Annotated in this window: 23 protein-coding genes; 12 read left to right on the top strand and 11 right to left on the bottom strand. The window is 54.0% G+C overall.

What is annotated here, in order from left to right; genetic code table 11:
• Positions 1-5 precede the first annotated feature (5 nt).
• From SH248x_RS14745 to SH248x_RS14730, 4 genes are all read left to right on the top strand, one after another.
• Positions 6-1,340, top strand: a complete 1,335-nt coding sequence (locus tag SH248x_RS14745; RefSeq protein ID WP_459555054.1) for an MFS transporter — start codon at positions 6-8, stop codon at positions 1,338-1,340.
• A 130-nt stretch (positions 1,341-1,470) separates the two neighbouring features.
• Positions 1,471-2,031, top strand: a complete 561-nt coding sequence (frr, locus tag SH248x_RS14740; RefSeq protein WP_459555053.1) for a ribosome-recycling factor — start codon at positions 1,471-1,473, stop codon at positions 2,029-2,031.
• 191 nt (positions 2,032-2,222) lie between these two features.
• Positions 2,223-3,218, top strand: coding sequence for a PdxA family dehydrogenase (pdxA, locus tag SH248x_RS14735; protein ID WP_459555052.1), 996 nt, complete (start codon positions 2,223-2,225; stop codon positions 3,216-3,218).
• Positions 3,219-3,222: 4 nt separating this feature from the next.
• A complete protein-coding gene (locus SH248x_RS14730) occupies positions 3,223-4,002 on the top strand; it encodes a hypothetical protein (RefSeq protein ID WP_459555051.1) in 780 nt (259 codons plus the stop codon).
• Positions 4,003-4,202: 200 nt separating this feature from the next.
• Here the strand turns inward: SH248x_RS14730 and SH248x_RS14725 are convergent, their stop codons facing one another.
• Positions 4,203-6,371 (bottom strand): serine/threonine-protein kinase, encoded by a 2,169-nt coding sequence (locus SH248x_RS14725; protein ID WP_459555050.1) that lies wholly within the window; start codon positions 6,369-6,371, stop codon positions 4,203-4,205.
• Between the two features lie 318 nt (positions 6,372-6,689).
• Positions 6,690-7,178 (bottom strand): DinB family protein, encoded by a 489-nt coding sequence (locus SH248x_RS14720; protein WP_459555049.1) that lies wholly within the window; start codon positions 7,176-7,178, stop codon positions 6,690-6,692.
• Between the two features lie 121 nt (positions 7,179-7,299).
• Here SH248x_RS14720 and SH248x_RS14715 point away from each other — a divergent pair, with 121 nt between their 5' ends.
• Positions 7,300-9,789 carry a phosphocholine-specific phospholipase C gene (locus SH248x_RS14715; RefSeq protein WP_459555048.1) on the top strand — a complete coding sequence of 830 codons (2,490 nt, stop codon included), beginning with the start codon at positions 7,300-7,302 and terminating at the stop codon, positions 9,787-9,789.
• 15 nt (positions 9,790-9,804) lie between these two features.
• Here the strand turns inward: SH248x_RS14715 and SH248x_RS14710 are convergent, their stop codons facing one another.
• On the bottom strand, positions 9,805-10,821 hold the full coding sequence (locus SH248x_RS14710) for a hypothetical protein (protein WP_459555047.1): 1,017 nt from the start codon (positions 10,819-10,821) through the stop codon (positions 9,805-9,807).
• 108 nt (positions 10,822-10,929) lie between these two features.
• The gene (locus SH248x_RS14705) at positions 10,930-11,970 is read right to left on the bottom strand and encodes a hypothetical protein (RefSeq protein WP_459555046.1); all 1,041 of its coding nucleotides are present in this window, start codon (positions 11,968-11,970) and stop codon (positions 10,930-10,932) included.
• Positions 11,971-12,092: 122 nt separating this feature from the next.
• On the opposite strand from SH248x_RS14705, the gene SH248x_RS14700 reads away from it, so the two are divergent.
• Entirely contained in the window at positions 12,093-12,560 is a 468-nt protein-coding gene (locus tag SH248x_RS14700) for a nuclear transport factor 2 family protein (RefSeq protein ID WP_459555045.1), read from the top strand.
• 14 nt (positions 12,561-12,574) lie between these two features.
• Here SH248x_RS14700 and SH248x_RS14695 read toward each other — a convergent pair whose 3' ends face one another.
• The 5 genes from SH248x_RS14695 to ribA all read right to left on the bottom strand — a co-directional run bounded on the left by SH248x_RS14695 (position 12,575) and on the right by ribA (position 17,177).
• On the bottom strand, positions 12,575-13,087 hold the full coding sequence (locus SH248x_RS14695; RefSeq protein WP_459555044.1) for a hypothetical protein: 513 nt from the start codon (positions 13,085-13,087) through the stop codon (positions 12,575-12,577).
• Between the two features lie 42 nt (positions 13,088-13,129).
• A complete protein-coding gene (locus SH248x_RS14690; protein ID WP_459555043.1) occupies positions 13,130-13,432 on the bottom strand; it encodes a hypothetical protein in 303 nt (100 codons plus the stop codon).
• Entirely contained in the window at positions 13,432-14,802 is a 1,371-nt protein-coding gene (locus SH248x_RS14685; RefSeq protein WP_459555042.1) for a zinc-binding metallopeptidase family protein, read from the bottom strand. The genes SH248x_RS14690 and SH248x_RS14685 overlap by 1 nt, the downstream gene beginning before the upstream one ends.
• A 245-nt stretch (positions 14,803-15,047) precedes the next feature.
• Positions 15,048-15,767: a class I SAM-dependent methyltransferase gene (locus SH248x_RS14680; protein ID WP_459555041.1), complete on the bottom strand. Its 720-nt coding sequence runs from the start codon at positions 15,765-15,767 to the stop codon at positions 15,048-15,050.
• Between the two features lie 156 nt (positions 15,768-15,923).
• Complete coding sequence (gene ribA / locus SH248x_RS14675) at positions 15,924-17,177, bottom strand: bifunctional 3,4-dihydroxy-2-butanone-4-phosphate synthase/GTP cyclohydrolase II (RefSeq protein WP_459555040.1); 1,254 nt, start codon at positions 17,175-17,177, stop codon at positions 15,924-15,926.
• 315 nt (positions 17,178-17,492) lie between these two features.
• Here ribA and SH248x_RS14670 point away from each other — a divergent pair, with 315 nt between their 5' ends.
• From SH248x_RS14670 to SH248x_RS14655, 4 genes are all read left to right on the top strand, one after another.
• Positions 17,493-18,770 carry a glucuronate isomerase gene (locus SH248x_RS14670; protein ID WP_459555039.1) on the top strand — a complete coding sequence of 426 codons (1,278 nt, stop codon included), beginning with the start codon at positions 17,493-17,495 and terminating at the stop codon, positions 18,768-18,770.
• A gap of 27 nt (positions 18,771-18,797) precedes the next feature.
• Positions 18,798-19,127 (top strand): HEPN domain-containing protein, encoded by a 330-nt coding sequence (locus SH248x_RS14665; RefSeq protein WP_459555037.1) that lies wholly within the window; start codon positions 18,798-18,800, stop codon positions 19,125-19,127.
• Positions 19,128-19,195: 68 nt separating this feature from the next.
• Complete coding sequence (locus tag SH248x_RS14660) at positions 19,196-19,630, top strand: hypothetical protein (protein WP_459555036.1); 435 nt, start codon at positions 19,196-19,198, stop codon at positions 19,628-19,630.
• Between the two features lie 380 nt (positions 19,631-20,010).
• Entirely contained in the window at positions 20,011-22,038 is a 2,028-nt protein-coding gene (locus SH248x_RS14655) for an ATP-binding protein (protein WP_459555035.1), read from the top strand.
• 14 nt (positions 22,039-22,052) lie between these two features.
• Here the strand turns inward: SH248x_RS14655 and SH248x_RS14650 are convergent, their stop codons facing one another.
• Positions 22,053-22,829, bottom strand: a complete 777-nt coding sequence (locus SH248x_RS14650) for a YceH family protein (RefSeq protein WP_459555034.1) — start codon at positions 22,827-22,829, stop codon at positions 22,053-22,055.
• Positions 22,830-23,270: 441 nt separating this feature from the next.
• Here SH248x_RS14650 and SH248x_RS14645 point away from each other — a divergent pair, with 441 nt between their 5' ends.
• Together SH248x_RS14645 and SH248x_RS14640 are read left to right on the top strand one after the other, a co-directional pair.
• A complete protein-coding gene (locus SH248x_RS14645) occupies positions 23,271-24,098 on the top strand; it encodes a SirB1 family protein (protein WP_459555033.1) in 828 nt (275 codons plus the stop codon).
• 188 nt (positions 24,099-24,286) lie between these two features.
• Positions 24,287-24,769 carry a hypothetical protein gene (locus SH248x_RS14640; protein WP_459555032.1) on the top strand — a complete coding sequence of 161 codons (483 nt, stop codon included), beginning with the start codon at positions 24,287-24,289 and terminating at the stop codon, positions 24,767-24,769.
• 114 nt (positions 24,770-24,883) lie between these two features.
• Here the strand turns inward: SH248x_RS14640 and SH248x_RS14635 are convergent, their stop codons facing one another.
• The gene (locus SH248x_RS14635; RefSeq protein ID WP_459555031.1) at positions 24,884-25,162 is read right to left on the bottom strand and encodes a hypothetical protein; all 279 of its coding nucleotides are present in this window, start codon (positions 25,160-25,162) and stop codon (positions 24,884-24,886) included.
• Positions 25,163-25,183: the final 21 nt, after the last annotated feature.

Here is a 25,183-nt window from a genome sequence, read left to right as displayed (position 1 = left end):
TCACGATGCGCTCACAATTATTGTTCTATTCGATCACATCCGCGCTGGCGGGATTTTTGTTCGGTTTCGATACCGTGGTCATCTCCGGTGCGGAAAAGACGATCCAGCAGCTGTGGGGACTGAATGACCAGCTCCATGGGTTGGCGATGTCGTCTGCTCTCTGGGGAACGGTCCTGGGGTCAGCCGTTGGTGGGTGGCCTTCGGAGAAGTATGGGCGGAAAAATACGCTGTTGTGGATTGGGTTGCTGTACTTCGCTTCGGCGGTCTGGTCGGGGCTGGCGACAGACGTTTATTCCTTCATGATCGCGCGGTTTATCGGGGGACTGGGAGTCGGGATCTCGACAGTCGCAGCGCCGATGTATATTTCGGAAATTGCCCCGGCGAAGTACCGCGGGCGACTGGCTGGCATGTTTCAGTTCAACATCGTCTTCGGCATCCTGGTGGCGTTTCTCTCGAATGCGCTCCTTGCCAATGTGGGCGAATCTTCCTGGCGGTGGATGCTGGGAGTCGAGGCGATTCCTGCGTTGATCTACACCATCATGACGATCTTCATCCCTGAGAGTCCGCGCTGGTTGCTCGGGCAGGCGGGGGAAGTGGAGAAAGCCAAACGGATCATGCTCCAGATCGATCCTTCGCGGTCGCAGAGCGATATTGATGACGAAGCGAACCGAATCCTTGTCTCCAATGAAGAAGAATCCGTTGTGGCACCGACTTTCTGGACAAAAAGACTGTCCAAGCCGATTCTGCTGGCGTTTCTGATTGCGTTTTTTAATCAGTTGTCCGGGATCAATGCGATTTTGTACTTCGCACCGAGAATCTTTGAGTGGACCGGGCTGGCGAAGGAATCGGCCCTGCTGCAGTCCATCGGGATCGGGGTCACCAATCTGGTGTTCACCTTCCTGGGGTTGTATCTGATCGATCGACTGGGAAGAAAGACGCTGCTGATCATTGGGTCGTTCGGGTACATCGCCTCGCTGGGGCTGTGTAGCTGGGCATTTTATACGGAATTCTACGCGATCGTCCCGGCTTGTATCTTTGCCTTCATCGCGGCGCATGCTGTGGGGCAGGGGGCAGTCATTTGGGTGTTTATTTCGGAGATTTTCCCGAACCAGTATCGCGCTTCCGGGCAGGCGCTCGGTTCGTTTACACACTGGATTTTCGCCGCCTTATTGACGACGTTTTTCCCCGTCATGGTCGGTGCAATGCCTCCCTGGACGATTTTTGCCTTCTTTGGATTTATGATGGTGCTACAGCTGATTTGGGTCCTCACCATGGTGCCCGAGACCAAGGGTGTTCCACTCGAAGAGATTCAGAAGCGGCTGGGCATTACTGACAGGTAAGCAGCAGCGGTCAAACGCTTTCTTTGAGGTGGGGCATCCGTTATCGTAGTCGTTTCGAACTTGACCATTTCGAACGCCCGATCCGCGTTCGTTTCCACGACTTCTTTCTTTCGATTGATGAGGCTGTTCAATGACCCAGGACGAAATCCTACTCGACGCTGAAGAACGCATGGAGAAGGCGGCTCATGTCTTCCAGGAGCAGCTGAAAGGTTTGCGCACGGGTCGCGCGACGCCGGGGCTGGTCGATGGAATCCGCGTGGATTACTACGGTTCTCCGACCCCGCTGAAGCAGATCGCCCAGATCAGTGTCCCCGAGCCTCAGCAGATTCTGATTCGCCCGTTCGATGCTTCTGCCCTCAATGACATTGCCAAGGCGATTCAGTCGAGCGACATGGGGCTGGCTCCGAATAACGACGGCCGCTTCATTCGTCTGAACATTCCGCCGCTGTCGACGGAGCGTCGTAAACAGATGGCATCCCGAATCAAAGAGAACGCGGAAGATGCTCGGGTCTCGGTTCGCAATATCCGTCGTGATGCTAACAAGCACGTTGATAACGGCCTGAAAGACAAGCTGTTTTCAGAAGACGAAGCCGAAGCTTGCAAGGAGTCGATCCAGGATCTGACCAAGCAGTATGAAGGCAAGATCAACGAGCACGCTGCTCATAAAGAAAAAGAGATCATGGAAGATTGATCACCATCTCTCTGAGGCGAGCGGGGGGTGTGAACCCCCTGTCTTCAAACGCATTGTGCTCCGTAGAAGGCATGATGCGTTTTTGCTTTTCATGATTTGTCTGACGTCTGGTCGTACTCAGACCGTTTGAGTGGTTTGATGCCACAAGTGACAGGGGGTTGACACCCCCCGCTCGCCTGGGAGGAGAGACAATGAAATACAAACTGGCAGTTACGATGGGGGATCCGGCGGGGGTTGGGCCGGAGTTGAGTTTGAAGCTGCTGGCGCAGTGGTCGAGCGAGTCGAAGACGATCCCGGTGTTGTATGGGGATCTGGCGGTGCTGGAGAGAGTTGCGCCGAAAGTCGGGATGGAACATGTCCTCCAGCAGATCGACGTGATCGCAGTCGAGCAAGTGACCGACGAATTGACTCGACCGGCACTCGTTGACCTGAAGGTGGTGGAAGCAAAGTCATTTACGCCGCGCCGCGTGAATGCGATCTGCGGCCAGGGGGCCTATGCCTATATCAGCGCTGCCATTGATGCGGCGATGGAAGGGCATGTCGTTGGTGTTGTTACCGGGCCGATTAACAAAGAGTCGCTGCAACTCGCGGGAGTTCCTTACCCTGGGCATACGGAGATCTTCGCTGATCGCACGGGGATCAAGAATTACTGCATGGTCCTGACCAGCGAGAAGATCACCTGCGCTCTTGTGACGGCGCATGTGGGTTACGCCGAGGTGCCATCAATGATTACGTTTTCGCGTCTCAATGAAGTGATCGAGCTGACTGGCAAAGCGATGTATCGCCTGCGTGGACGACCTGCCCGGCTGACCGTGCTCGGACTCAATCCTCACGCCGGGGAGCATGGACTGTTCGGCAATGGCGAAGAAGAAAACATTATCATGCCCGCGATCGAACACTGCAAAAAGTTCGGCTATCTGCTCACCGGCCCGTTGCCTCCCGACACGGCGTTTCTCCCGGAACGCCTGGCGAATACCGACGCCTATATCTGCATGTACCACGACCAGGGGCTCATCCCGCTCAAGACACTCGCATTTGATGACGCGGTCAATGTCACGCTGGGGCTGCCGATGGTACGGACGTCAGTCGATCACGGGACGGCGTTCGATATCGCCTGGGAGGGGAAAGCGAGTGTGAACAGTTTTGTTGCTGCGTACCGGATGGCGGAGGGGTTGGCGGGGGTTTGAAGAGATGCAGGAAGACTCGATCACGCTTAGGAAGTCCTTTGGGAATGAGAGAGTTGTCTTTCTTGTTGGCAGCTTGCTCATTGTGGGCCTCACTGCGGCTGCATGGTTCGATTCACATATCCCAGTCGCTGTTTCGTATTTACCCACACTGCTGAAGAATATCGGACACATTGACTGGTCCGTTGGAGAAACGTGGGTTAGTGGCGTCCCTCTAAAAACTTATCAAACAACCAATCTCGCCCGAAGCGTCCTGGCAACCGATGTTTTTGCTTATCTGATTGGTTGTAGCGTTTGTGGTCTAAGTGGTTTTTATGTCGTCTTCAGAAAGCATATGGAGCGAGAGAGAATCGCTGCCATGCTTTATGGTTTCGCTGTAATAATTGGTTTATTGTTTGTTCTTGTCGGAATTCCATTTTGGGATTACCGGCATCGCTGCAAGGAATACATAAAGAACAGTGTTCCCTTGGCGGAGAAGTTTAATCAACTGGACCTGCAGGTGTCCAATGATGGGATATTACAACTTCCTGCAGGAGATCTGGGCAATTTGAATATCAACAGGTATAGTTTTCGTCTCGTTTCTCCCTTTTTGATTGGCCCATCGCATCGAAATGATGAATCGAAGATCGAGGACTTAACATTGCTGAACCCAACAACCAGCTACTGGTATCTAGAAGACTGTCCTTATCATATCTGGCTTAATGTGCCTTATATAAAAACAGCCCACGGGACTGTTAAATTTAACGTCGAACCAAATCAGTGGTCTGTGTCGAATTTGACGTTTTGAATTGAATTTGAGCCTGTGACATCAACCACCAACCGTAAGAGCTGTGGCTGCATTTTGTAGACCTTGATGTTGATTCACATTCTGATGACGTTGATGAATCCGTATGCACCTGATTCCGTGTGCGGAATGATAATCATCACTTTGCCATCAGTTACAGGTGCTGCGGGGAGCACTTGGAAAGCGGCCTGGAATAACTCGTCTTACCCCAGAAACGTCTGATCTAGATTCGCGGGATTCGTCGCCGACTTCGATGAGTTGACCGATGTGGAGTTGCTTGACGTTGAGGTGCGGGTGACGGGCATGCCGCGTTCGTGTTGGCTCCACCACATTTCGGCGTTCTGGATTGACCACTGGGTGAGGATGTCGCTCTTTTCCAGACGCAGGATGATGTCTCTGGCCGTTTGTGGGCGGCGGGCGAGGTTTTTGTCGAGGCAGTCGAGGAGGGTCTGTTCCAGTTCGGCGCAGACTTGACGTCCTAAGCGTACCGATGGGCTTTGGGGGATTTCGCTGATGTGCATTCTGCACAGGTCGACGAGGTTGTCCGACATGAAAGGAGGCGTGCCGGTGAGGAGGAAATAGCCGACGGCTCCGACGGCGTAAAGATCCGAGCGGGCATCAATGGCGGCGGGTGTTTGAATCGCTTCGGGGGACATGTAGAGCGGCGTGCCAGCCATCGAGTTGGCTTGGGTCAGCTGTTGTTGTTTGCGATCGTCGATGGCTTTGACGAGGCCGAAGTCGAGCACCTTGATCAGGTCAGGAACGCCGCCTCGGCGGTTGAGCATGATGTTGGCGGGTTTGATATCGCGGTGAACCAGGCCCGACGAGTGGGCTTCATAAAGTGAGCTGCAGATCTGCAGGAGGATCTGGATGACGCGGGCATCGGACTGCGGACCGTACTTGTCGCCGAGTTCCTGGAGGTCGATGCCATCGAGGTATTCCATGGCGTAGTAGAAGATGCCTTCTTCCGTTCTGCCGTAATCGTAGATGGCGACGGTATGCGGGTTGTTGAGCTGGCTGGTGATCTGGACTTCGCGTTCGAAGCGGTCGATGCTGTCCTGGTTGACGCGGTCCATGTTGAGCATCTTGATCGCGGTCGGTCGTCGCAGAATAGCGTGGTGGCCTTTGTAGACGACGCCCATGGCTCCTTCGCCGAGCTTCTTTTCGAGTGTGTATTGACCGAGTTTTTTGTTGGCGATGGCGGCTTTCTGGGCTTCTCGCTGCATACGAGCGACGATGATCGAGAAGATGAAGATCGCGACTGAGGCGAGCCCGAGCATCGCATAGAGGAACCAGAAGGTCCGTTGAAGGATCGTCAGCGGACGGAAGGCTTCGCTGCGATCGATCTCGGTGACGACGCCGATTTGAAAGTCGGGAAGCCAAGTCCATGCGCCGATCACGGGAACGCCGCGGTAATCGTTATAGCCGATGACGTCAGAGCCAGAGTTGCCCGAAAGGGTATCGGCGGCGGCTTTCGTCAGCGGGAGTTCGCTGCGACGGACTTTCGGGCGGAAGCCCTGCGTCATGTCGCCGCCGGGATCGCGGATCTGGATGTTGAGCAGTGACTGGATGTTTTCCTGATCGGGTAGCAGGCCGAGCAGGATGAGATCATTCTCGAATCGGCTGTTAGAAATCATGACGCCGTTTTTGTTGAAGGCGTAGGTCTCGCCAGAGTCGCCGATGCGGCCCAGCTGCATGATACGCGTGAATTCTTTCTCCGGCTGGATGCGAAAGCCGATGGCTGCGACGATCTGGAAATTGGCATCTCGCACCGGAGCGCAGACATACATCGTCGGGACGCCGGTACGCTGCACGCCGTCCTGATCTTCCTGAATGAGGATGCTCGGAGCGGGAGGGCTGACAAACGTATGACCTTCGAGAGCCTGGCTGACGAGTGGGTTGTTGCGAATTATTTGTTTATTGCCGATCAAGGACTCGTCGGTCGCCGAAATGATCTGCATCTCTTTTGACACGAGGATGTAACCTTCGAAGTCATGGGCTGACATCGCGACGGACAGTTCCTTGAGCAGCTCAAAGTGAAGCGGACCGATGGTTGCGGTTGTTGAATCGTTCGTTGTGGGGTCAATGGCATCGAGCATTTTCATGATCTGAGCGCGGATTTGTGGATCCTGCGAGATCGAGCCTGCCGTTGATTGCTGCTCGTGATACCAGTTGAGCAACATCTCTTTCTCGACGGCCAGCAGCGTTTCGAGCTGAGAGCGGAGATTCGACTTCATCGTGCGTTCGATGGACCCGCTGACGATGTAGGCCAGGAACGAGAGCCCAATGATCGCCAGAATCGGAAAGACCCAGATCTGACGTTTCAGGAACAGACGCGTTTGCGCAGCAGAGCGAGTGAGAGAATTCGCCACACGACTGGCACGTGTCATGTGCACGGCTGGTCGGGAACGGTGGCCAGATTTTTTACTGAAGGGCGTCCACATGGTTCGCCTTGGGTATCCTTGGGCTATCGTACAAAACAACACGTCTGTGTGGTTGGGGTCAGCTAACAATCCTGACCACAGTCACCTCGTTTTGATTCCAACACGTTTTAGAGTATTCATTACAGGGGATTGGGGCACAGGATGAAAGTGTGCGCAGTGATCCGATTTCGCGGACTTCCGAAGTCGTTGGTATCAGAGGTGTGGGTCTGTTGCAAAAAGGCAACATCTTTTGAAAGAAAGACGGAGTTACATGTCGTCTTTCCAGACATTTAAGACACGACGCAGCGTGACAAATTGGCCCAGATGATAGCTGTTGTGGTCAGCCAGAAGTAATGCTTCCCGCAAAAGTGTCTGTGTCGGTTCCGTCGCATGAGGAACTTTCTGGAAGAGGTCCTGGCTGTCATCGTTGACGAGGTCGATCATCTGCTGAAGTTCGTCGAGGAACGTTTTGATCGATTGTTGCCAGGCGGATTCGCTGGGGGGAGCATCTTCCGTGGGCCAGTAATCCTCGGGCCAGTTCATCTCGCTGTAGGTACCCGCGCGAGAAAAATCGAGAATGTCCCGCTGGGCGATCCGCATGTGTTCGAGTAGATGCCAAAGGGTATGAGGTTGATGGGGAGCAGTTTGGCCGCGGGCTTCGACGGGGATGTCATCAAAAGCATCATGGAAGTCAAGATGCGCACCTTCGGCGCGGAGTAATGTCGAAACGTGCTGGCGGAGGGCTTGATCGGACATGGTTGCTACTTTCGCGAGAGGAAACATTTCCTTTAGAATGACAGACTCGCCACTTCGAACCAGATCGGCTTGCCGCAAAACGCTCGCTGCTGGGAATTGCTCATAGACGGGAACGATTCGCATGTTGACACGACGACACTTTCTGCAAAGCATGGCTGCGGTCGCGGGGGCAGCGACGGCCTGGGATTCGTTGATGGCTCCCATTCAACGGGCGATCGCGATTGAGCCGGATGTGGGATCGAGCTTTCTGGATGCAGAGCACATCGTTGTCCTGATGCAGGAGAACCGGTCGTTCGATCATGCTTTTGGGATGCTCAGAGGCGTGCGCGGGTTCAATGATCCACGGTCAGTGATTCAGCCGGATGGGAATCCGGTCTGGGTGCAGGCGAATAAAGCGGGCGAGCATTACGTCCCGTTTCGTCTCGATATGAACGAAACGAAGACGACGTGGATGGGCTGTCTGCCACACAGTTGGACCGATCAAGTCGATGCGGCCAACGGTGGGAAGCATGACCGCTGGCTGGAGACGAAAGCGGTCGGCGGCTCGTATGCGAAGATGCCGCTGACAATGGGTTATCACACGCGCGACGACCTGCCGTTTTATTATGCCCTCGCGGATGCGTTTACTGTCTGCGATCAGAACTTCTGTTCGACATTGACGGGGACGACGCCGAATCGTCTGCACTTGTGGACGGGGACGGCTCGTCGGGAGCAAAAACCGGACGCACAGGTCATCGTCCGGAATGGGGACTGCGAGTACGGAGCCTGGGCCGACTGGACGACATTTCCTGAGCGACTTGAAGATCATGGCGTCTCGTGGAAGATTTATCAGAATGAACTCTGCGTACCGAATGGTTTGACGGGGGAAGCGGAATCGTGGTTGTCCAACTTTGGGGACAGCCCGATTGAATGGTTTACGCAGTACAACGTCCGCTTCCACGCGACTCATCGCAGTTATCTGCAAGAGCGTCTGAAGACTTCGGAAACAGAGATCGCCAAAGTCGAGGAGCAGCTCAAATCGACCGAAGGGGATGAACGCAGCAAATTGCAGAAGAAGCTCAGCGATCTGAAGTCGGAAAACTCGCGACTTCTGCAGGCGATTGAGATGTACTCCGAAGAGAATTACGCGAAGCTGTCCGAGAAGGCTCGGCGTCTTCACGAGAAGGCTTTCTGCACGAACTCGGCTGATCCGGATTATCGCGAGCTCGAAGATTTCGTGTACGAGTTCGAAGGTCAAGAACGCAAGATGAAGATCCCGAAGGGGGACGTGCTGCATCAGTTTCGTAAAGATGTCGCGAACGGGACGCTGCCCAAGGTCTCCTGGCTGGTTCCGCCGGAGCGTTACTCCGATCACCCGTGCTCGGCTTGGTATGGGCAGTGGTATCTGTCGGAAGTGATGAAGATTTTGACCGAGAATCCCGAAGTGTGGAAGAAGACGATCTTCGTTCTGACCTACGATGAGAACGATGGGTATTACGATCACGTCCCGCCGTTCCAGGCACCGCATCCAGCGAAGCCCGAGACAGGACGGACGTCTGTGGGGCTTGATTCGTCGCTGGAGTATCTCGAAGCGGAGCAGGATCGGCAGTACAAGCCGAACTCAGCCTTGCGGACAAATTCGCTGGGGCTGGGTTATCGCGTGCCGATGGTGATCGCCTCGCCGTGGAATCGTGGGGGTGCGGTTTGTTCGCAGGTGTTTGATCATACCTCGGTCATTCAGCTGATTGAGAAGATCGTGTCGCATCAGACGAAAAAGCCGCTGGTCGAGACGAACATCTCGCCTTGGCGCCGGGCGGTTTGCGGCGACATGACGTCATCGTTTCAGAGTACTGAGGATCGTCAGCCAGGTCTGACGAGCTTTGTCGAGCATGAGACCTATTTGAAATCGATTCACAGCGCGAAGTTCAAAAAGCTGCCGAGCGATTTTCACGCGCTGAGCGATGCAGAAGTCGAAGCCGTGAGCAAAAGGCCGCGTTATTCCGTGATGCCGACACAGGAACCTGGAATACGTGTGGCCTGCCCGTTGCCATATGAGCTGGCATGCGAAGGGAAGCTTAATGACGACAAGTCGGCGATCGTGCTGACCGTCGAGGCACGTGATCAACTCTTCGGCGAGAAATCCTCCGGGGCCGCGTTCATCGCATATGCAGAGACGGCGGCGGGGATGGTCGTTCGCCATTACACGGTCGCAGCGGGTGGGCAGGTTGAAGACCACTGGCCGCTGACGATGTTTAAGAACGGCGAATATCTGCTGCGAGTCCACGGGCCGAACGGGTTCTATCGGGAGCTTCGTGGGGATCAGAATGATCCGCAGGTACGGGTTTCACTTAATGATTCGCCGACAGCTGAGCAGTTCGTTGGCGTGATGGTCGATGCAGATGCCTTGAAACGCCCCGTAATGTTGACGGTTCGCGACAATGCTTACGGCCAGGGAGAAACATCATCGACGATCCAGCCGGGCCACAGCGCCGCGATCAACGTCAGCGTGAAGCAAAGCCAGCAATGGTATGACCTGACGGTGACGTCGCCGGAGCATCCGAAGTTTCTGCGCACGTATGCAGGCCGCGCGGAGAATGGGGCCTGGACGACGAGCGATCCGCAGATGGGGTAATAGTTGCTTTGGTGGTCACTGCTGTCGGCTTTCCTTCAATCTTGCCTTCTGCTTCTCGCTCAGTGGTCCAAGAGTAAGATTGATTTCATCATCGACGTCAAGTGACACCGAAGCACCTGGCAGACAATGTGAGGTGCCCTGTCCACTTTGAAAACATCGAGATATGTCGGTCGGGTAGAGAGAAGGCACGAATTTGAATTGAAAGACTTTGGGAGCCTCTGCACCGACCGGAACCTCGATACCCTGAATTAATTCAATTGTTGGCAGGCTTTCATTCGAAGCGATGCGGCTTCGAAGGTTTGGATATTGAACTTCGCCGGGCACGTCGGTCAAAGTCAGATTGAGCTTCCCCCAAGGCAAGAGAATGAGTTTCTGCTCCTGAGTAAACTCGACATTTGGCATCGCTCGAAAACCAGCTTGTGGTTGAATAGCTACCAGCCAGTAAGACGTATCCTTGTCAGGATAGACGTTGAATCGGCCTTCGTTGTCGGTGTAAGTAACGATGTGCTCCAGGCTGTTTTGTGTCTGGCCATCCTGCATATAGATTGAATAGGCTTCGTCATCCGTCTTCGGGATCAGAAGAACCTCAGCGTTTGCCAGAGGCAATCCTTTGAAAACAACCATTCCCGTCTTCTTTAGATCATCATTCGGAACCAGGTCTGCTTCTGTGCGAATCTTGTCATAACGAGCATCAGCCTGTGGCCAGAGACCTCCAATACTGTGACCAGAGAGTCGATACTTCTTATGGAGTTCCCAGATCTTCACTTTCGCAATCTTTTCCATCCCGCCCTCAGAAGCAGATCGCGTGAAATAAAGCTGTGGACGACACTTCTGCGGATTGGGGAATGTCGAAATGAGTTCGTCAATCTTCTCCCACGTCACGATCTGTCGTCCTTCAAGCAAAATGACGTGCTGAGTGATAACGAAGCGAGGTTGGAAGAACTCTGCCCCCTGTTCTTGTGCGAAAATCGCTGTCGTAATGCTCGGAACGATTGCAACAGCGAATGCCAATAAGAAAGATTTCATTGCCATAGGAGGCTTTCAAATTTGATGAGAACAATGCGGGCCGCGCGGAGAACAGTGCCTGGACGACGAGCGATCCGCAGATGGGTTAATATCCTGAATCATTGGAAAGCAGGTTCATTCATCGATCAATTCCTCGCTTCGAAGCTTTCTGAGTTGTTCCTGCTGCTTGTTTGAAAGTGGTGCAAGTTCGATACTTACCAAGCTGTCCGGCTCCGGCGTCGCGCGTACCGCTGGAATCAGCCTCCAGTTTTCGAATTGATGTGAGACTGTTACTTCGTAACCCGGAATAATATTTTTGAATTCATATGATCCTCCAGATAATTGATCTGGAGGATCGACCTTACTTCTGAGGAAGCAAATGGCAGGCATCCCATCGCGTGCAGGGATATTTGTCGAGAGAAAGAGTCGTGCTGAATTCTTTAGATCATCAGGAGCTTTGACTTTCAGAGTGGACCACTTTGAAAGGATCAGTTTCTCACCTGATTCCAATTCCTGCTTCGACAAGAGACCAAAGCCAGCTTCTGGGTGAATCGCAATGACTCGATACAGAACATCTTTCTCGGGATGGAGTGAGAAATTTCCCTCGCCATCTGATTTTGTCATGGCATGCTCATATCTGTATTGAACTCGTCCTCGATTCAGATAGATGACATGTTCTTCGTCATCCAACTTGGTGCAGAGTACGATCTCGGCATCTCGAACGGGGTTTTGATTCTCGTCGATGGCTTGACCTGCCTTTAAAAGATCAGGAGCAGGCAGAAGATCTTTTTGGGTCAGAATACGATCAAATCGATGGCTGGCATGAACGCCGACATGCCCTTGACTCATGGAATCCAAATGGTGCTTCTCGTAAAGTTGGGCCGCCTTTTGAGAAATAATTTCTTCTATACCCGATTGCTCCGCACCATGTGTGTAATAATAAGTTGGACTCGTTTGCGCCGGGTTCGGGGACGTAGCGAGTATCTCTTCCCATTGCTCCCAGGTGATGATCTTCTTGCCATCTAAGAGGAGAGCATGCTGTGCGACGATCAGTGTCGGCTTAATCAATTCCGGCTCCTGTACGCGAAGCTGGCAGGAGAAAATAGCCCCAGCAAGAGCAACGAGTACTAGCAAAGAAAGCTTATCACCATAGGAGTTTTTCGCATTCAACGACATCTGGTGTGGACAATCTTAGGCTAGAAAAAACGACCTGGAGCTGGAACTCAGCTACTTAATAGTCGAGAATATGGCAGTTATTCTCAATTCTTTTCCTTAAGAATTATCGAGAAATCCCACCAATGATCACTCGCCCACCGCTGCCTCCTTTCACCCGCGAAACCGCCATTCAAAAAGTCCGCCTCGCAGAGGATGGTTGGAACTCGCGCGATCCCGTGAAAGTGTCACTGGCTTACAGTGAAGACAGTCGCTGGCGGAATCGGGCGGAGTTTGCGGTGGGGCGCGAGGAGATCGTCGCGTTGCTGACTCGCAAGTGGGCGCGTGAGCTCGACTATCGACTGATCAAGGAACTCTGGGCGTTCACCGATAACCGGATTGCGGTCCGCTTCGCCTACGAATGGCGGGACGACTCCGGCCACTGGTTCCGCTCGTATGGCAACGAGAACTGGGAGTTCGCAGAAGACGGGCTGATGAAGTTCCGTCATGCTTCGATCAACGACCTGCCGATCAAGGAATCCGAGCGGAGATACTTCTGGCCGCTGGGAAGAAGGCCGGATGATCACCCGGGGTTGAGTGAGTTAGGGTTTTAGGAAGCATCCTGCGTCTATGAGGGATGCGCTCGAGAAAACCCACAAAAACGGAAGAGCCCTTGAATGTCGTCATAGCGACGGTCACGAGCCCAAGAGATGACTTGTGCCCAGACAACTTTGGCGAGCTCAGGATTCTGCTTCGACCAGATCAGCCATTGATCATCGTCATTCCAGCAGCCGATCGATTGGCACATTAACTTTGCATTGCCATGCCAGCCGCGAACACCGGTTGCAGAGCCTATGACGAAATCCCAGCGTGGCGTGACGTTTTCGGTGTCTGGTACAAACTGCTGCTGGTGCAGATATTCGTCGATTGGTGTCCGCCACTCACGCGTCTGGAGTGGTGTGATCGGGATGCCGCACCATTGATAGTAACGGAACGAGCGATGTGAAAATCGCTCGGGGGAGAACTCAACACCGCTGACGAGACCCGATGGTCCGAAGAACCAACCAAGCACACCAATCACCAGAACCATGGCGAATGTAAGAGAAACCCGCACTCGTCTAGAAGCTGGTGTCGTTCTCATCTTTTTCTCGAAGGTACGGTAGTAGTTCCGACAGCCGAAATCCTACCCACGCCCAATTTGATTCAAAACGACACTGCCACAGATCAGGAGGAGCGGGATGATGTTTCCTAAAACCGTAGTCCATTTCGCTCTCAAAATTACAACCAAAGCGGTCGCCAGGATAGAAACAATCGCTCCCGCGATAATTAAGATGTAGGTGATGCTCAGGAATCTCCAAGCCGCGGCATCGCCGGATCCCCAAATCAAAGGCGCAAACAAATGCCCCCAGATTGGCGATGTGAAAACCATGTAATTGAGAATCGTTGTGATAAGAATCAGGCTTTGTGAATTTGATCGGTCAGCCATTATGACCTTTCAGCCAATTCCGTAAACAGCGCCGCAGAGGCCTTTGTTCCGCGTTGGTAGTCGGCGAGGGTGAAGTGCTCGTTGGGTGAGTGCAGGCAGTCGGAGTTCAGGCCCCATCCGAGGAGCAGGGTGTCGACGCCGAGCATGTCTTTGAGGGTCTTGACGACGGGGATCGTGCCCCCTTCGCGGATGAGGAGTGGCTCTTTGCCGAAGCCGGTTTTGATCGCTTTCTTCGCAGCGGCCATGTACGGGCTATGTCGGTCGACGAGGGAGGCTTCGCAGCCGTGGTACTCTTTGAAGTCCATACGAATGGCGATCGAACATTGTTGGCGCAGGTGCGTTTCAAGCGAGCGACCGACTTCGTGAGGTGTCTGGCCTGGAACCAGTCGGCAGGTGATTTTTGCGAACGCGTAGCTGGGGACGATCGTCTTGGGCCCTTCGCCGATGTAGCCGGAATACAGGCCGTTGATCTCGATGGTCGGACGTGCCCAGCGTCGCTCGTTGGTGGTAAAGCCCGGCTCGCCGAAGCCGACTTTCAGGCCGATGTCGTTCAGGTAGGTTTTCTCATCGAATGGCAGTGCCGCGTAGGCGGTTCGTTCGTCGTCTTCCAGAGGGATGACGCCATCGTAGAAGCCTGCGACCTGGATCTTGCCCTGTTTGTCGTGAAGCGACGCCAGCATATGCGCCAGGTAAGTTGCGGGGTTCGCGACCGAACCGCCGTAGGCTCCTGAGTGAAGATCGCGGTTCGGGCCATGAATGGTCACTTCGCAGGCATACATGCCACGCAGGCCGTAGGTAATGGCGGGAAGCCCGGGACCGTATTGCGGGCAGTCACTGATGACAGCGACGTCGCAGGCGACTTTCTTCTTATTGGCTTCCAGGAACAGGTCGAGGTTATTGCTGCCGACTTCTTCTTCCCCTTCGATCACAAACTTGACGTTCACTGGCAGCTTGCCGTGCACTTTCATCCAGGATTGGACGGCTTTGACGTGCGTCAGGAATTGCCCTTTATCATCAGTCGCGCCGCGGGCGTAGATCTTGCCATCGCGGATCGTCGGCTCGAAAGCGGGCGTCGTCCAGAGGTTGAGCGGATCTGCCGGTTGGACATCATAGTGACCATAAATCAGCACGGTCGGGGCACCTGGAGCACCGAGCCATTCCGCATAGACGATCGGATGTCCTGCGGTCGGGACGATCTCTGCCGTGAGGCCGATGTCTTCAAAGTGCTTCTTCAGCCAGTCTGCACAGTTGAGAAGATCCTGCTTGAACTTCGAATCCGCAGAGACCGAGGGGAATTTGAGAATCGTCTTCAGATCTTCAATGAAAGCCGCTTCGTGGGAATCGATATACGCCTGGACGTCGTTCAGCATGGGTGTTCCTGGGGGAGAAGATTTGCCACAGAGGGCACAGAGATCTCAGAGAATGAGATGAGAGATTAGATCAGCGAAGTGAAGCGATCAAGACGGAAACACAGAGAGTCAATCGAACCACGGATGAACACAGATAATCACGGATGAGAAGGGTAAGAAACTCTTATCTGTGACCTGCCTCATGACTCAAACCTCATGACTTCCGATCTGTGTGCATCCGTGTTGATCCGTGGTTCGGTTTTCTCTTATTCAGCCTGCTTCTCAAACACCACCATATGCTGACGCGGCAGCTCGGGGATCGTCTCTTTCCATTTCAGCTTGAACTCGGGCGCTTCCATCTCTTTTTTGACTTGCGCTTCGCTCATCTTATGCACGAGTTTAATCGGCACTTCCGGGTCTTCTTTACGGTACTCGACGAAGACGATGCGTCCGCCTGGTTTCATGGCTTTGGAGAGTTGGAGAATCATCTCATAGGGGAAATTGAACTCGTGATAGACGTCAACCATGATCGCCAGGTCGAGCGTATTCTCGGGAAGCTCGGGGGACTTCTCCTTGCCGAGGACGGGTTTGATGTTGTGGAGGTCGAACCCCTTCATCTTGTTGACGAGGATATCGAGCATCTCCTGCTGAATGTCGACGGCGTAAACTGTCCCTTCAGGACCGAGTTGCTCAGCCATCAGCTTGGTGATGATGCCTGTCCCCGCTCCGATGTCTGCAACGCTTTGTCCCGGCTTGAGCTTGAGTAACTTCACGAGCAGCGTGAGTCGCTCTTCTTCCTCGCGTTCCGGACGTTCGAGCCACATCGCCCCCTGATGCCCCATCACGTGAGCGATCTCGCGTCCATGATAGAACTTGCCGATGCCGTTGGGGTCATGGTCCTGGCGGTAGGTGTAACGCAATTCCGCTGCAGGACCAAATGAGACTGCAGCAAAGAAGACCACGATGGCAGAGAGTACTGGTCGCATGGGAAATTTCCTGGTCAAATACAAACCACGGATGAACACAGATCGATACGGATGGACGGAACCAACACTAACCGTCTTTGAGGGGCCAATCAATCATTGACAAAAACTCTGCGTCCTCTGCTCCCCTCGGCGAACTCTGCGTTCCAGTCCCTCAGGTCACTTATCGAGAACCCGAAAATCCGCAGGCAGCTTATGTCCCATGCGGTCTCGCTTAGTCGCCATGTATTTCTCGCGATGCTCTTCATGCGGGGCGACGAGCGGAATCTGCTCGACAACCTTGATATTCACCCACTGCTCGAAGGCATCGGTCTTTTTAGGATTATTGGTCAGCAGGCGGACTTCGGTGAGGTCGAGGTCTTTAAGGATCTGCAGCCCGACCATGTAGTCGCGAAGATCTTCTTTGAAGCCGAGTTTAAGGTTGGCTTCAATAGTGTCGAGCCCCTGGTCTTGCAACTGGTAGGCTTTGAGCTTGGCGGTCAGGCCAATGCCTCGCCCCTCCTGAGGGAGGTAAACGATTGCGCCGACCCCCTCTTGATGGATCATGTCGCAGGCCGCCTGAAACTGGTCGCCGCAGTCGCAGCGGAGTGAACCGAGAATATCACCCGTGAAGCAGGACGAGTGCATGCGAATCAGCGGAGCCTTCACGCTGGAGAGGTCACCCCAGACGATCGCCAAAGGTTCCTGTTCTTCATGGGCGACTTTGTAGGCGATCAGACGAGGGTCCCCGAAGTCCTGTGTCTTGATTTCGACTTCGACTTCGCGCTTGATCAATTGCTCGCGTTCGCGCCGGTAGCGGATCAACTGAGCAATCGAAATCATCGGGATCTCATGCTCGACGGAAATCTCTTTGAGTTCCTCGAAGCTCGCCATCCCGTGACCCTTTTGCGAAAGGATCTCGATCAGGCAGCCAACTGGTTGAAGCCCCGCCAAGCGGCACAAGTCGACCGTCGCCTCCGTATGCCCGGCTCGACGAAGCACCCCGCCTTCTTTAGCCAGCAGCGGCGAGATGTGTCCCGGCTTGACGAATTCCCCTGGCTCGCTCGTCGGCTTGGCGAGCGCACGAATGGTCCTCGCACGGTTCTCAGTACTGACACCCGTCCCGGCGGAGAGGTGATCCACCTGCACCAGGAAGTTCGTCTGGTGGGGTGTGTTATTGAGCACCGGGCCCGCTGCAGAATAAAGGTGCAGACGATTGGCGACTTCTTCCACCAGAGGCACACACAACAGCCCGCCCCCTTTTCGCAGCATGAACGCCACTTGATCAGGCGTGATCAGTTCGGCAGCGCAAAAGAAATCACCCTCGTTCTCGCGATCCTGATCATCAATGACGATTACCAGTCCACCGCGCTTCATTTGAGAGATCGCGGATTCCACGGAATCAAGGCTGGCTTCGAGCTGAGCGTCGGTCATGAGAGGCTTCAATGCAATGAGAAATAGGCTTGTTCAGAGTTGTTCACACGAAGATCAGGACAGGTGTCCGAGCCAATGAGTTCACCGGATCCACCTTATCAAAAATTCTTCGGATTTCTCTGTGTCGCCGGTGGCTAAATTGTCCAGATATATCGGCTGTTATCATCTTAGGAGGAATCGTGCGCATTCCAAAGGGTCCATCTGACAAAAGTTTCCAACACGATTGCGTTTCGTAGAATTCCTCACCATCGTACATTTGGGTACCATACGGGGTCTCAAATATGACCTCCCTTTTGAACGGATAGGGATTCACCTGTGTCAGATTCTCTGAAGCTGCGCCTCTTTGATGAACTCGAGTCGCTTGTCCTGATCGACCCGCATAGCCACATCAACCCGCTCGAGCCTGCTTCTAAAACGCTCGCGGACATCATGGGCTATCACTATTATACCGAGCTGGCCCACTCGGCTGGCTATCCGCGCGAGAAAATCGAAGAGCCCGGCATCAGCCCCAAAGAGAAGGTCGCGCGTCTGGTTCCCGAGATGGCTCACATCCGGAATACCTATCAGTACCACTGGCTGATGACCATTCTGAAGGAATTCTTCGGCCACACCGATGACGACCTGACGACCGACAACTGGGAAAAGACCTACGACGAAGCCACCAAACGCCTGTCTGCTCCCAACTGGGAAGAGAGCGTTCTCAAACAGTCAAAACTCGAAGGTGTCTTCCTAACCAACGACTTCGACGACCCACTGAAGGGGTTCGACACCAAACGCTACATCCCCTGCCTGCGAACCGATGACCTCGTCTTTCACCTGACAAAGAAGTCGACTCGAGACCGCCTCGCCAAAGCGACCAAGACAACCGTCAAAGACGCCGCCTCTCTGCAACGTGCGATTGGCGATCTCTTCGATCACTTCCTGGCCCATAACGCCAAGGCCTGCGCGATTTCACTCACTCCCGACTTTGCCCCTCAGAAAGTCAGCCTGAGCGAGATCGAGTTAACCGTTCAGAAAGTCTTCTCGAACGATAGCGATGTCGAACTCGAAGCCGGCGTGAAGACACAACTGTCCAACTTCGTCTTCTGGACCCTGGCCGAGCATTGCAACCTTCACAAACTGCCGTTCGACCTGATGATCGGCGTCAACCGTGGCGTGTACGAAGCAGGGGTCCATCAGGGGCGCGATCTGTATAACCGTCAGACATCGCTCATCCAGTATAAAGAGTTGTTCAACGCGTTCCCGAAAGTGACCTTCCCGATCTCGGTTCTCGACCACACCGCCAACCCCGAGCTCGTCAGTTACGCCTGGATCTTCCCGAACGTCGTCATCAACGGTCACTGGTGGTACTCCAACCTGCCGGGCTATATCGAAACCGACTGCCGTTCTCGCCTGCAGGGTGTTCCCTGGACCAAGAACATCGGCTACTACAGCGACATGTACAAGCTGGAATTCGCTCTGCCGAAGTTCCGCATGTATCGCAAAGTCCTCGCAGAAGACTTCGTCATCGACCGTGGCTGGAGCGAAACAAAGGCGCTGCACCTGGGCAAAGAAATCCTTCGTGGGAATGTCGAACGCATCTTCGGCGTGTAGTATTACATCGAATGGACCCACGAAGGCATGAATCGTCCTCAACTGCAGGAAATGTCCGAACAGCGACTGGCCGAAGCCAAACTCCTGAGAGATCACGGCTTCTGGTCAGGTGCCTATTACTTAGCTGGTTATTCGATCGAGCTTGCGATTAAGAGTTGCATCCTCAAACGTATCGAGATGACCGGCATCATCTTCGTTGATAAAAACTTCCAGATGAACTGTTGGACCCATGATCTGCCCAAGCTGATCAAATCGGCTGAGCTGGATCGTGAACTTGGCCTGACAGAACAAAGCGATCTCGCATTTAAGGCGAACTGGGGTACAATTAAAGACTGGAATGAAGCAAGCCGCTATTAGCAAATGAGTGAGTTAAAGGCTCAGTTACTTATTGATGCGGTTGAAGATTCTCGCTCTGGAGTTCTGCAATGGCTGAAAATGCGTTGGTGAGAGACGTTTGGGCAGAACCGCAAACACAGCAACTGGTTCACGAATGCGAAGATTTTATTGCCTCGTTGATTGACCACAAAGTCAATTACACGAATGTCTATCTGGCTTTTTACGATACGGAACGAATCCGACTCTGCTTTGCCACAGACAGCTACGGCCGAAAGCCAGAGCATGTTAAGTTTTTTGGCGAGTTGGTGAATGTGTTTGAAAAAATGCGTTCACGGTTTTATTTGCTGTCTTTCGACATCATTTCAGTTGTGCACCCTTCAGATCCTTTGGCAAAAGAAGTTGATCGGCGCAATGATGTCCTCAGTCCGAACGTGAATGTGTCGAGAAATTCGGTATCTGGCTTTGGTGTTGAGTTATTGGTTCTGTTCCCAATGAATGTCTACCGGCGTGTTGGAAAAAAGTAGCGAAAAAAGTTCGAACGCATCTTCGGCGTGTAGCTTTGAAGGCTGTGCGTGGATGACACGGTCATGACAGACCGTGCATACCGTAAGCCTTAAAATCGACAAATTCCGCATACAGCGACAAGCTCGCAACGTGCTCCTCGAAATCTTCGTTAGCGCAATGCAAGATTTCTGATCTACGTGCGAGCATGGTCCAGAATTGAAAGAAGTGGAACACCTGACCATCTCATAATCAGGTGTGACCAACCTGCTGAGCGCCCCACAGCAGCTTCTTCCCCTCTCTGCAGCATATACTCGCCCCCATGACCTTTCACGCCTCCCTACGTGATCGACTGACTCCTTTTCTAGCCGGAGCGTTAACGTTCCTGCTACTGACAGGTGTCGTGTATCTCCTGCACATGCAGGACGTCCGTCGCTATCAGCAACAGGCCTACAGCCAGACAACTCAGCAGCTGAGTACCATTCGCGCCAGGGCAGAAAGTGCCATTAATAAACGCATCGCCATGACCGCAGGTCTGCGTGCCTTTGTTTCGTCTCATCCTGATATCACGGAAGTTCAATTCTCCCGCCTCGGAGCCGCTCTCCTTAGCGAACAGTCGGGCATTCGCAGCATCACCCTGCAAAAGAACAATATCGTCACGGATGTCTATCCACGCGAGGGGAACGAATCCACTCTCGGCATGGACCTCACGAAACACCCGCAGCAGGGCCCTGCCATTCGAAAAGTGATCGAATCAGGCAAGCCCTGGCTGGCTGGTCCAATCAATCTCGTCCAGGGTGGGGAAGCATTCATCCATCGTGTGCCGGTCTATGTCCTGCCAAAGAATGGTCAAGGGCAGGGGCCGTACTGGGGACTGGTGTCGACTCTCGTTGAGAAGAAAACGCTGGTCGACGAAATCACCGACGCGATTCCCGGAGATCTCCGCATCGCGATCCAGGGGCTCGATTCGGCAGATCATGTCGGACGATACTTCATTGGCTCTGCTGATATCGAGCTGATGAATCCGTTGATGCAGGACGTCTCACTACCCAACGGCGTCTGGAAGATTTCCGGCGTTCCTGCCCTCGGCTGGCCAGTTTCGACACCAATTACCCTCCTGCTGATCATCGGCGGAGAAGTGACGGCGTTTATCTGTGCTCTCCTGGTTTTTCTTGTCATCCGTAGTCAAATCAAGTACCGAAACGCCTGCCACGAAGCCCTCGCTGCCTCACGTTCGAAAAGCGAATTCCTGGCCAATATGAGCCACGAGATCCGCACCCCCATGACCGCGATCCTCGGCTATACCGACGTCCTCAACGATACCACGACGAACCCAGCCGCTCGTGAAGCCATCGACGTCATTCACCGCAATGGCTCGCATCTGCTCGACCTGATCAACGACATCCTCGACCTTTCCAAGATCGAAGCCTGCGAAATGACGACCGAACGGATCGTCTGCTCGACTCGCGACATGTTGCGGGACGTCGAGTTGGTCATGCGAAATCGTGCCGATCAGAAGAACCTTCAGTTCCACTTGACTATCGATGACGACGTCCCCTGCACAATCACGACCGACCCCACCCGCCTCAAGCAGATCCTGCTCAATCTGGTCAGCAACGCGATCAAGTTCACCAGCAAAGGACACGTCCGTCTTAAAGCCTCCCTGAAACCTCACGCCACTCATCCGGTGCTGCAGTTGACGATCTCTGATTCCGGGATTGGCATGACCTCCGAACAGATCAGCCGACTCTTCAAGCCGTTCACTCAGGCCGACAGTTCCATGACACGCAAGTACGGCGGGACAGGGCTGGGACTCTGCATTTCCAAGAGTCTGACGGAAATACTGGGCGGTTCCATTCACGTCGAAAGCACCATCGGCCAGGGAAGCACGTTCCGGATCGAACTTGCCGTTCAGCATGCCTCTGAATCGGACGTGTCTGGACGTCATCTATTCAAACCAGCCTCTGTGACTGCTTCTGCCTCTCCCTCAGTTCCTGCTCGAGCATCAAGTCCGAAGTCCGTCGACGATTCGGAAATCATCGAGAAGTCACTCACGGGCTATCACATCCTCCTCGCCGAAGACGGCTTGGACAACCAGCGACTCATCAGCTATGTCCTGCGAAAAGAAGGAGCCGATGTCAGGATCGTCTCTAACGGCCAGGAAGCCGTCGATGCCGTGACTGCGGACCCTGTCGCATTCGACTTGATCATCCTCGATATGCAGATGCCGGTCCTCGATGGTTATCAGGCCGCAACGAAGTTACGAGTCATGGGAATCGAACTCCCGATTCTCGCCCTCACCGCGCATGCCATGAGTGGCGACGAACAGAAATGCCTCGACGCGGGCTGTGATGCGTATGCGACAAAGCCCATCCAGCGACCACAGCTCATCGAGACCTTGCAGGACCTGCTGTCGGTTGTTTCCAAGTAACCCAACAACCGTCATCAAACCCCGAGATCGCGCTTGAGCCGCTCGAACTGTTCTTCCAGCGAGTCGACTTTTCTCTCCAGTCGATCAAGCTGCGACCGAAGTTCTTCATTCTCTTCTTTGAGTTGAAGAAGCTCGCTGCTACCTGGACTGGATTTCGACGTGGTGGAACTCGATTGTGACGAAACACTCGGCGAGGACGGTGTCGTCTCATCATCTCCGTCGTACCCCATCGAAACTCTCGCAGGCATTGGCTTGGCTTCCTGCTCTGGATAAAGCAGGTGATCGACCAGGGCACCGCGTCGCGAGAGATCACCGTCACTGGCGACGAGTCCGAGCGCCATCAAGGCTTCGAGTTCGCTCTTCAACTGCTCCTGAGTTTCAATCGGACGCATTCGGCTGGCGCGCGAACGCAATTCGCCGAGCTGTTGTCTTCCCCTGAGGAGAAGTTCTCCCAGAATCGCCAGCTGCGCTTCGCTCATGGTCATGACCTGACGCATGAGGTGACGATAGCGCTCCGTCCGCCCGCCCGAGGTATGGACGATCGCCGTCAGACCGGTTTTCTGGAGTTGCTGCATGCCGGTTTCGACATCGTCTTCCTGATAATTGGTGACTGGATCGCGGTTGTTCTTCTGGTTGCAGCCAGCCGTCAAGGCTTTCAGTGTCATCGGATAGTATTCGGGCGTCGTGCAGCCCTTTTCGATCAGCGTCCCCAAAAGTCGACGCTGCAGCTTGTTGAGCTTGGGCGCTACAAAGGACGCGGTGTCCGATGATGAGTCTGTTAGATTGTCCACTGTTTAGTCTCCGTTCCATGTGTTGTGCTCGATGAGCCAACGTAATCCATTGGCAGCCTATCAAATCTGCAACGGTTACATCCAGTCCTGCCGACGGATTAGACGTTCTGCGCCTGTTTTTTGAATTCAGGGATTGCCCCAAAGGGCTGGTCAGTCCACAATGGCTGCTGTGGGGCAGTACTGCCACACCTGACCTATCCTGGCGTTTCTCGCATCGATTGGCATTTCTGATTCAGAACGTCTTTTTTCACATGATCACTTTTCCTCCGGGCTGTGTCATGATGATTGGACTATCCGTCCTGCCATATTTCCTCACGCAAGTCTCCCGTTTCGACCTGATCTCGTCTGCTTCATGATTTTCGCATCATCAGCTGTCCGATCATCGATTTTTTAAGGCTGCGTTTCATGTCGATTCACGATTTTTCGCCTGAAGATTCACACGTGCAATTTACCGAAGACCGCGAATTCCAAAAACTGATCCGACGTCAACGCAACGTCAACCTCCCCGTCGCCGCCCTCGAACTGGCCCGCGATTTTGATCCTCAGCTCCGCTTCGACGAGACTCTCGCCTGGATCGATTTGCGAGCTCAGGAACTCGCGAACAAACTGCTCAAGCAAAACGACTCCCACGAAGCCCTCCAGGTCCTCGTCAGCGAGCTCGCCACCAACGACGGCTTCCACGGCAATCACGAATGCTTCAAACGCCCTGAAAGCAGTTTTCTCAATAAAGTCGTCGAAACTCGCATGGGCCTGCCGATCACTCTCTCGCTGGTCTACATGGCAGTCGGCAACAAAGCCGGGATTCCTCTGACAGGCGTGTCGACGCCGATGCACTTCATTCTCAAACACGACTCTGGCCTGGGCGACCCCCTTTTCATAGACGCCTACCGCGGCCGCATCATGACCCAGAAACAATGCCTCGACTGGCTGTCCGATCTCATCGGCATCGACTCCAATCTCATCGACCACTGCCTCCGACCAGCTGCCCCGCGAGCCATCGTCGTCCGCATGCTCAACAACCTCAAGTCCCTGTTCATCCAGCAGGAAAATTGGTCCTCCAGCTGGCAGGTCCAGCTTCGACTCTCCCGACTCAACCCGACGTCGTACGAAGAACGCAGAGACCTCGGATTCATCGCTCTCAAAGTCGGCCGCCCCGGCTTATGTGCAGAACTCCTCTCCGACTGCCTGAAGAAAAGTCCCAAAGACGAACGCAAAATGCTCACCAACTACATCGACCACGCCCGGGCCGAAATCGCCATCTGCAACTGACGCTTTGATTTCTAGTCTCTCATAAAACCGAGTCGTCGGGCTTATCCCAGCCCCGACGGCGCAGCCGCAAGAAACACGCTCGTCCGCGCGATAGACATCGACGCTCCAAAAACGTCGATATTGTAGAGAAGCCATCTTCAGCAAAATCGCTCTTCCTTCACCACGCATTCCGTTGCATAATAGATGTCATGGCAACGACCGCAGCTCACTTCCTGGCTTTCCTCGCACTGGTCATGAACAGTGCGCTGATGGTTCCATGTGCCTGTTGCTTGGGTGTCGAACTCAAAACGGACGCCTGCTGCACAACAGAAGTTGAGGCGGTCGCCCAGGCAGCGCCCTGTTGTTCCGGCAGCTGTTGCTCAACCTCGCACGACGAGCCGACACTGCCTTCCCTCGAACGCGGTTCGTCCCTTCTGCCTTGTCTCGATGGCAGTACTACTGCCATCTGCTGCTGCAACGATGCCCAGACCGCTGCTGTGACCCCGCCTTCCAGCCAAACGGAACACATTTCTGACAGCATCGATAACGCGCCTGTTCTCCCGATGGCCTTAACGTCGCTTGTCGACATTACGCATCTCGCTTCTCAGCCCGACTCCCGTCTTGAGCGGAGTCTCATTACCTCGCGCTCCCCGTGCGCGCTGCTGCAACTTCACTGTGTCTGGCTGAAATGATGACCACAGCTCGTCCCTCTCACTGAGCGGGAACCACTGCGTTGCTGTTTGTCATTTCATTGTTAACTCGAACGAAATGTCTCGTTCGAAATTTCACAGCCAATTCACAGAAAGTTATCTCATGATCAATATCCTGACATCCATCGCCTTAATGGCCGCTGGCTTCGCCGTTCCAACCGCAGTCAGTTCACTCACTTCCGCCAGCAGCTGCAGCTGTTGTGTGGGCTGCGAATCCTGCGAAAACTGCACCTGCGCCTGCGAAGAAGGCTGCAACTGCTGCGTCGGCGGCGATTGCACCTGCGAAACATGTACCTGCACCTGCACGACCGCAGTCACCGAAACTGCGGCCGTCAAGGCAGCCTGCACCGAAGCCTGCTGTGCAAAGTAGTTCAAACTGAGAACGTTTGATCGACC

It is taken from the genome of Lacunimicrobium album (assembly GCF_052161635.1).
In the GTDB taxonomy this organism is placed as follows: domain Bacteria; phylum Planctomycetota; class Planctomycetia; order Planctomycetales; family Planctomycetaceae; genus SXPC01.
The sequence above is the reverse complement of the archived record's forward strand: the minus strand, read 5'-3'. Positions and strand labels throughout refer to the sequence as shown.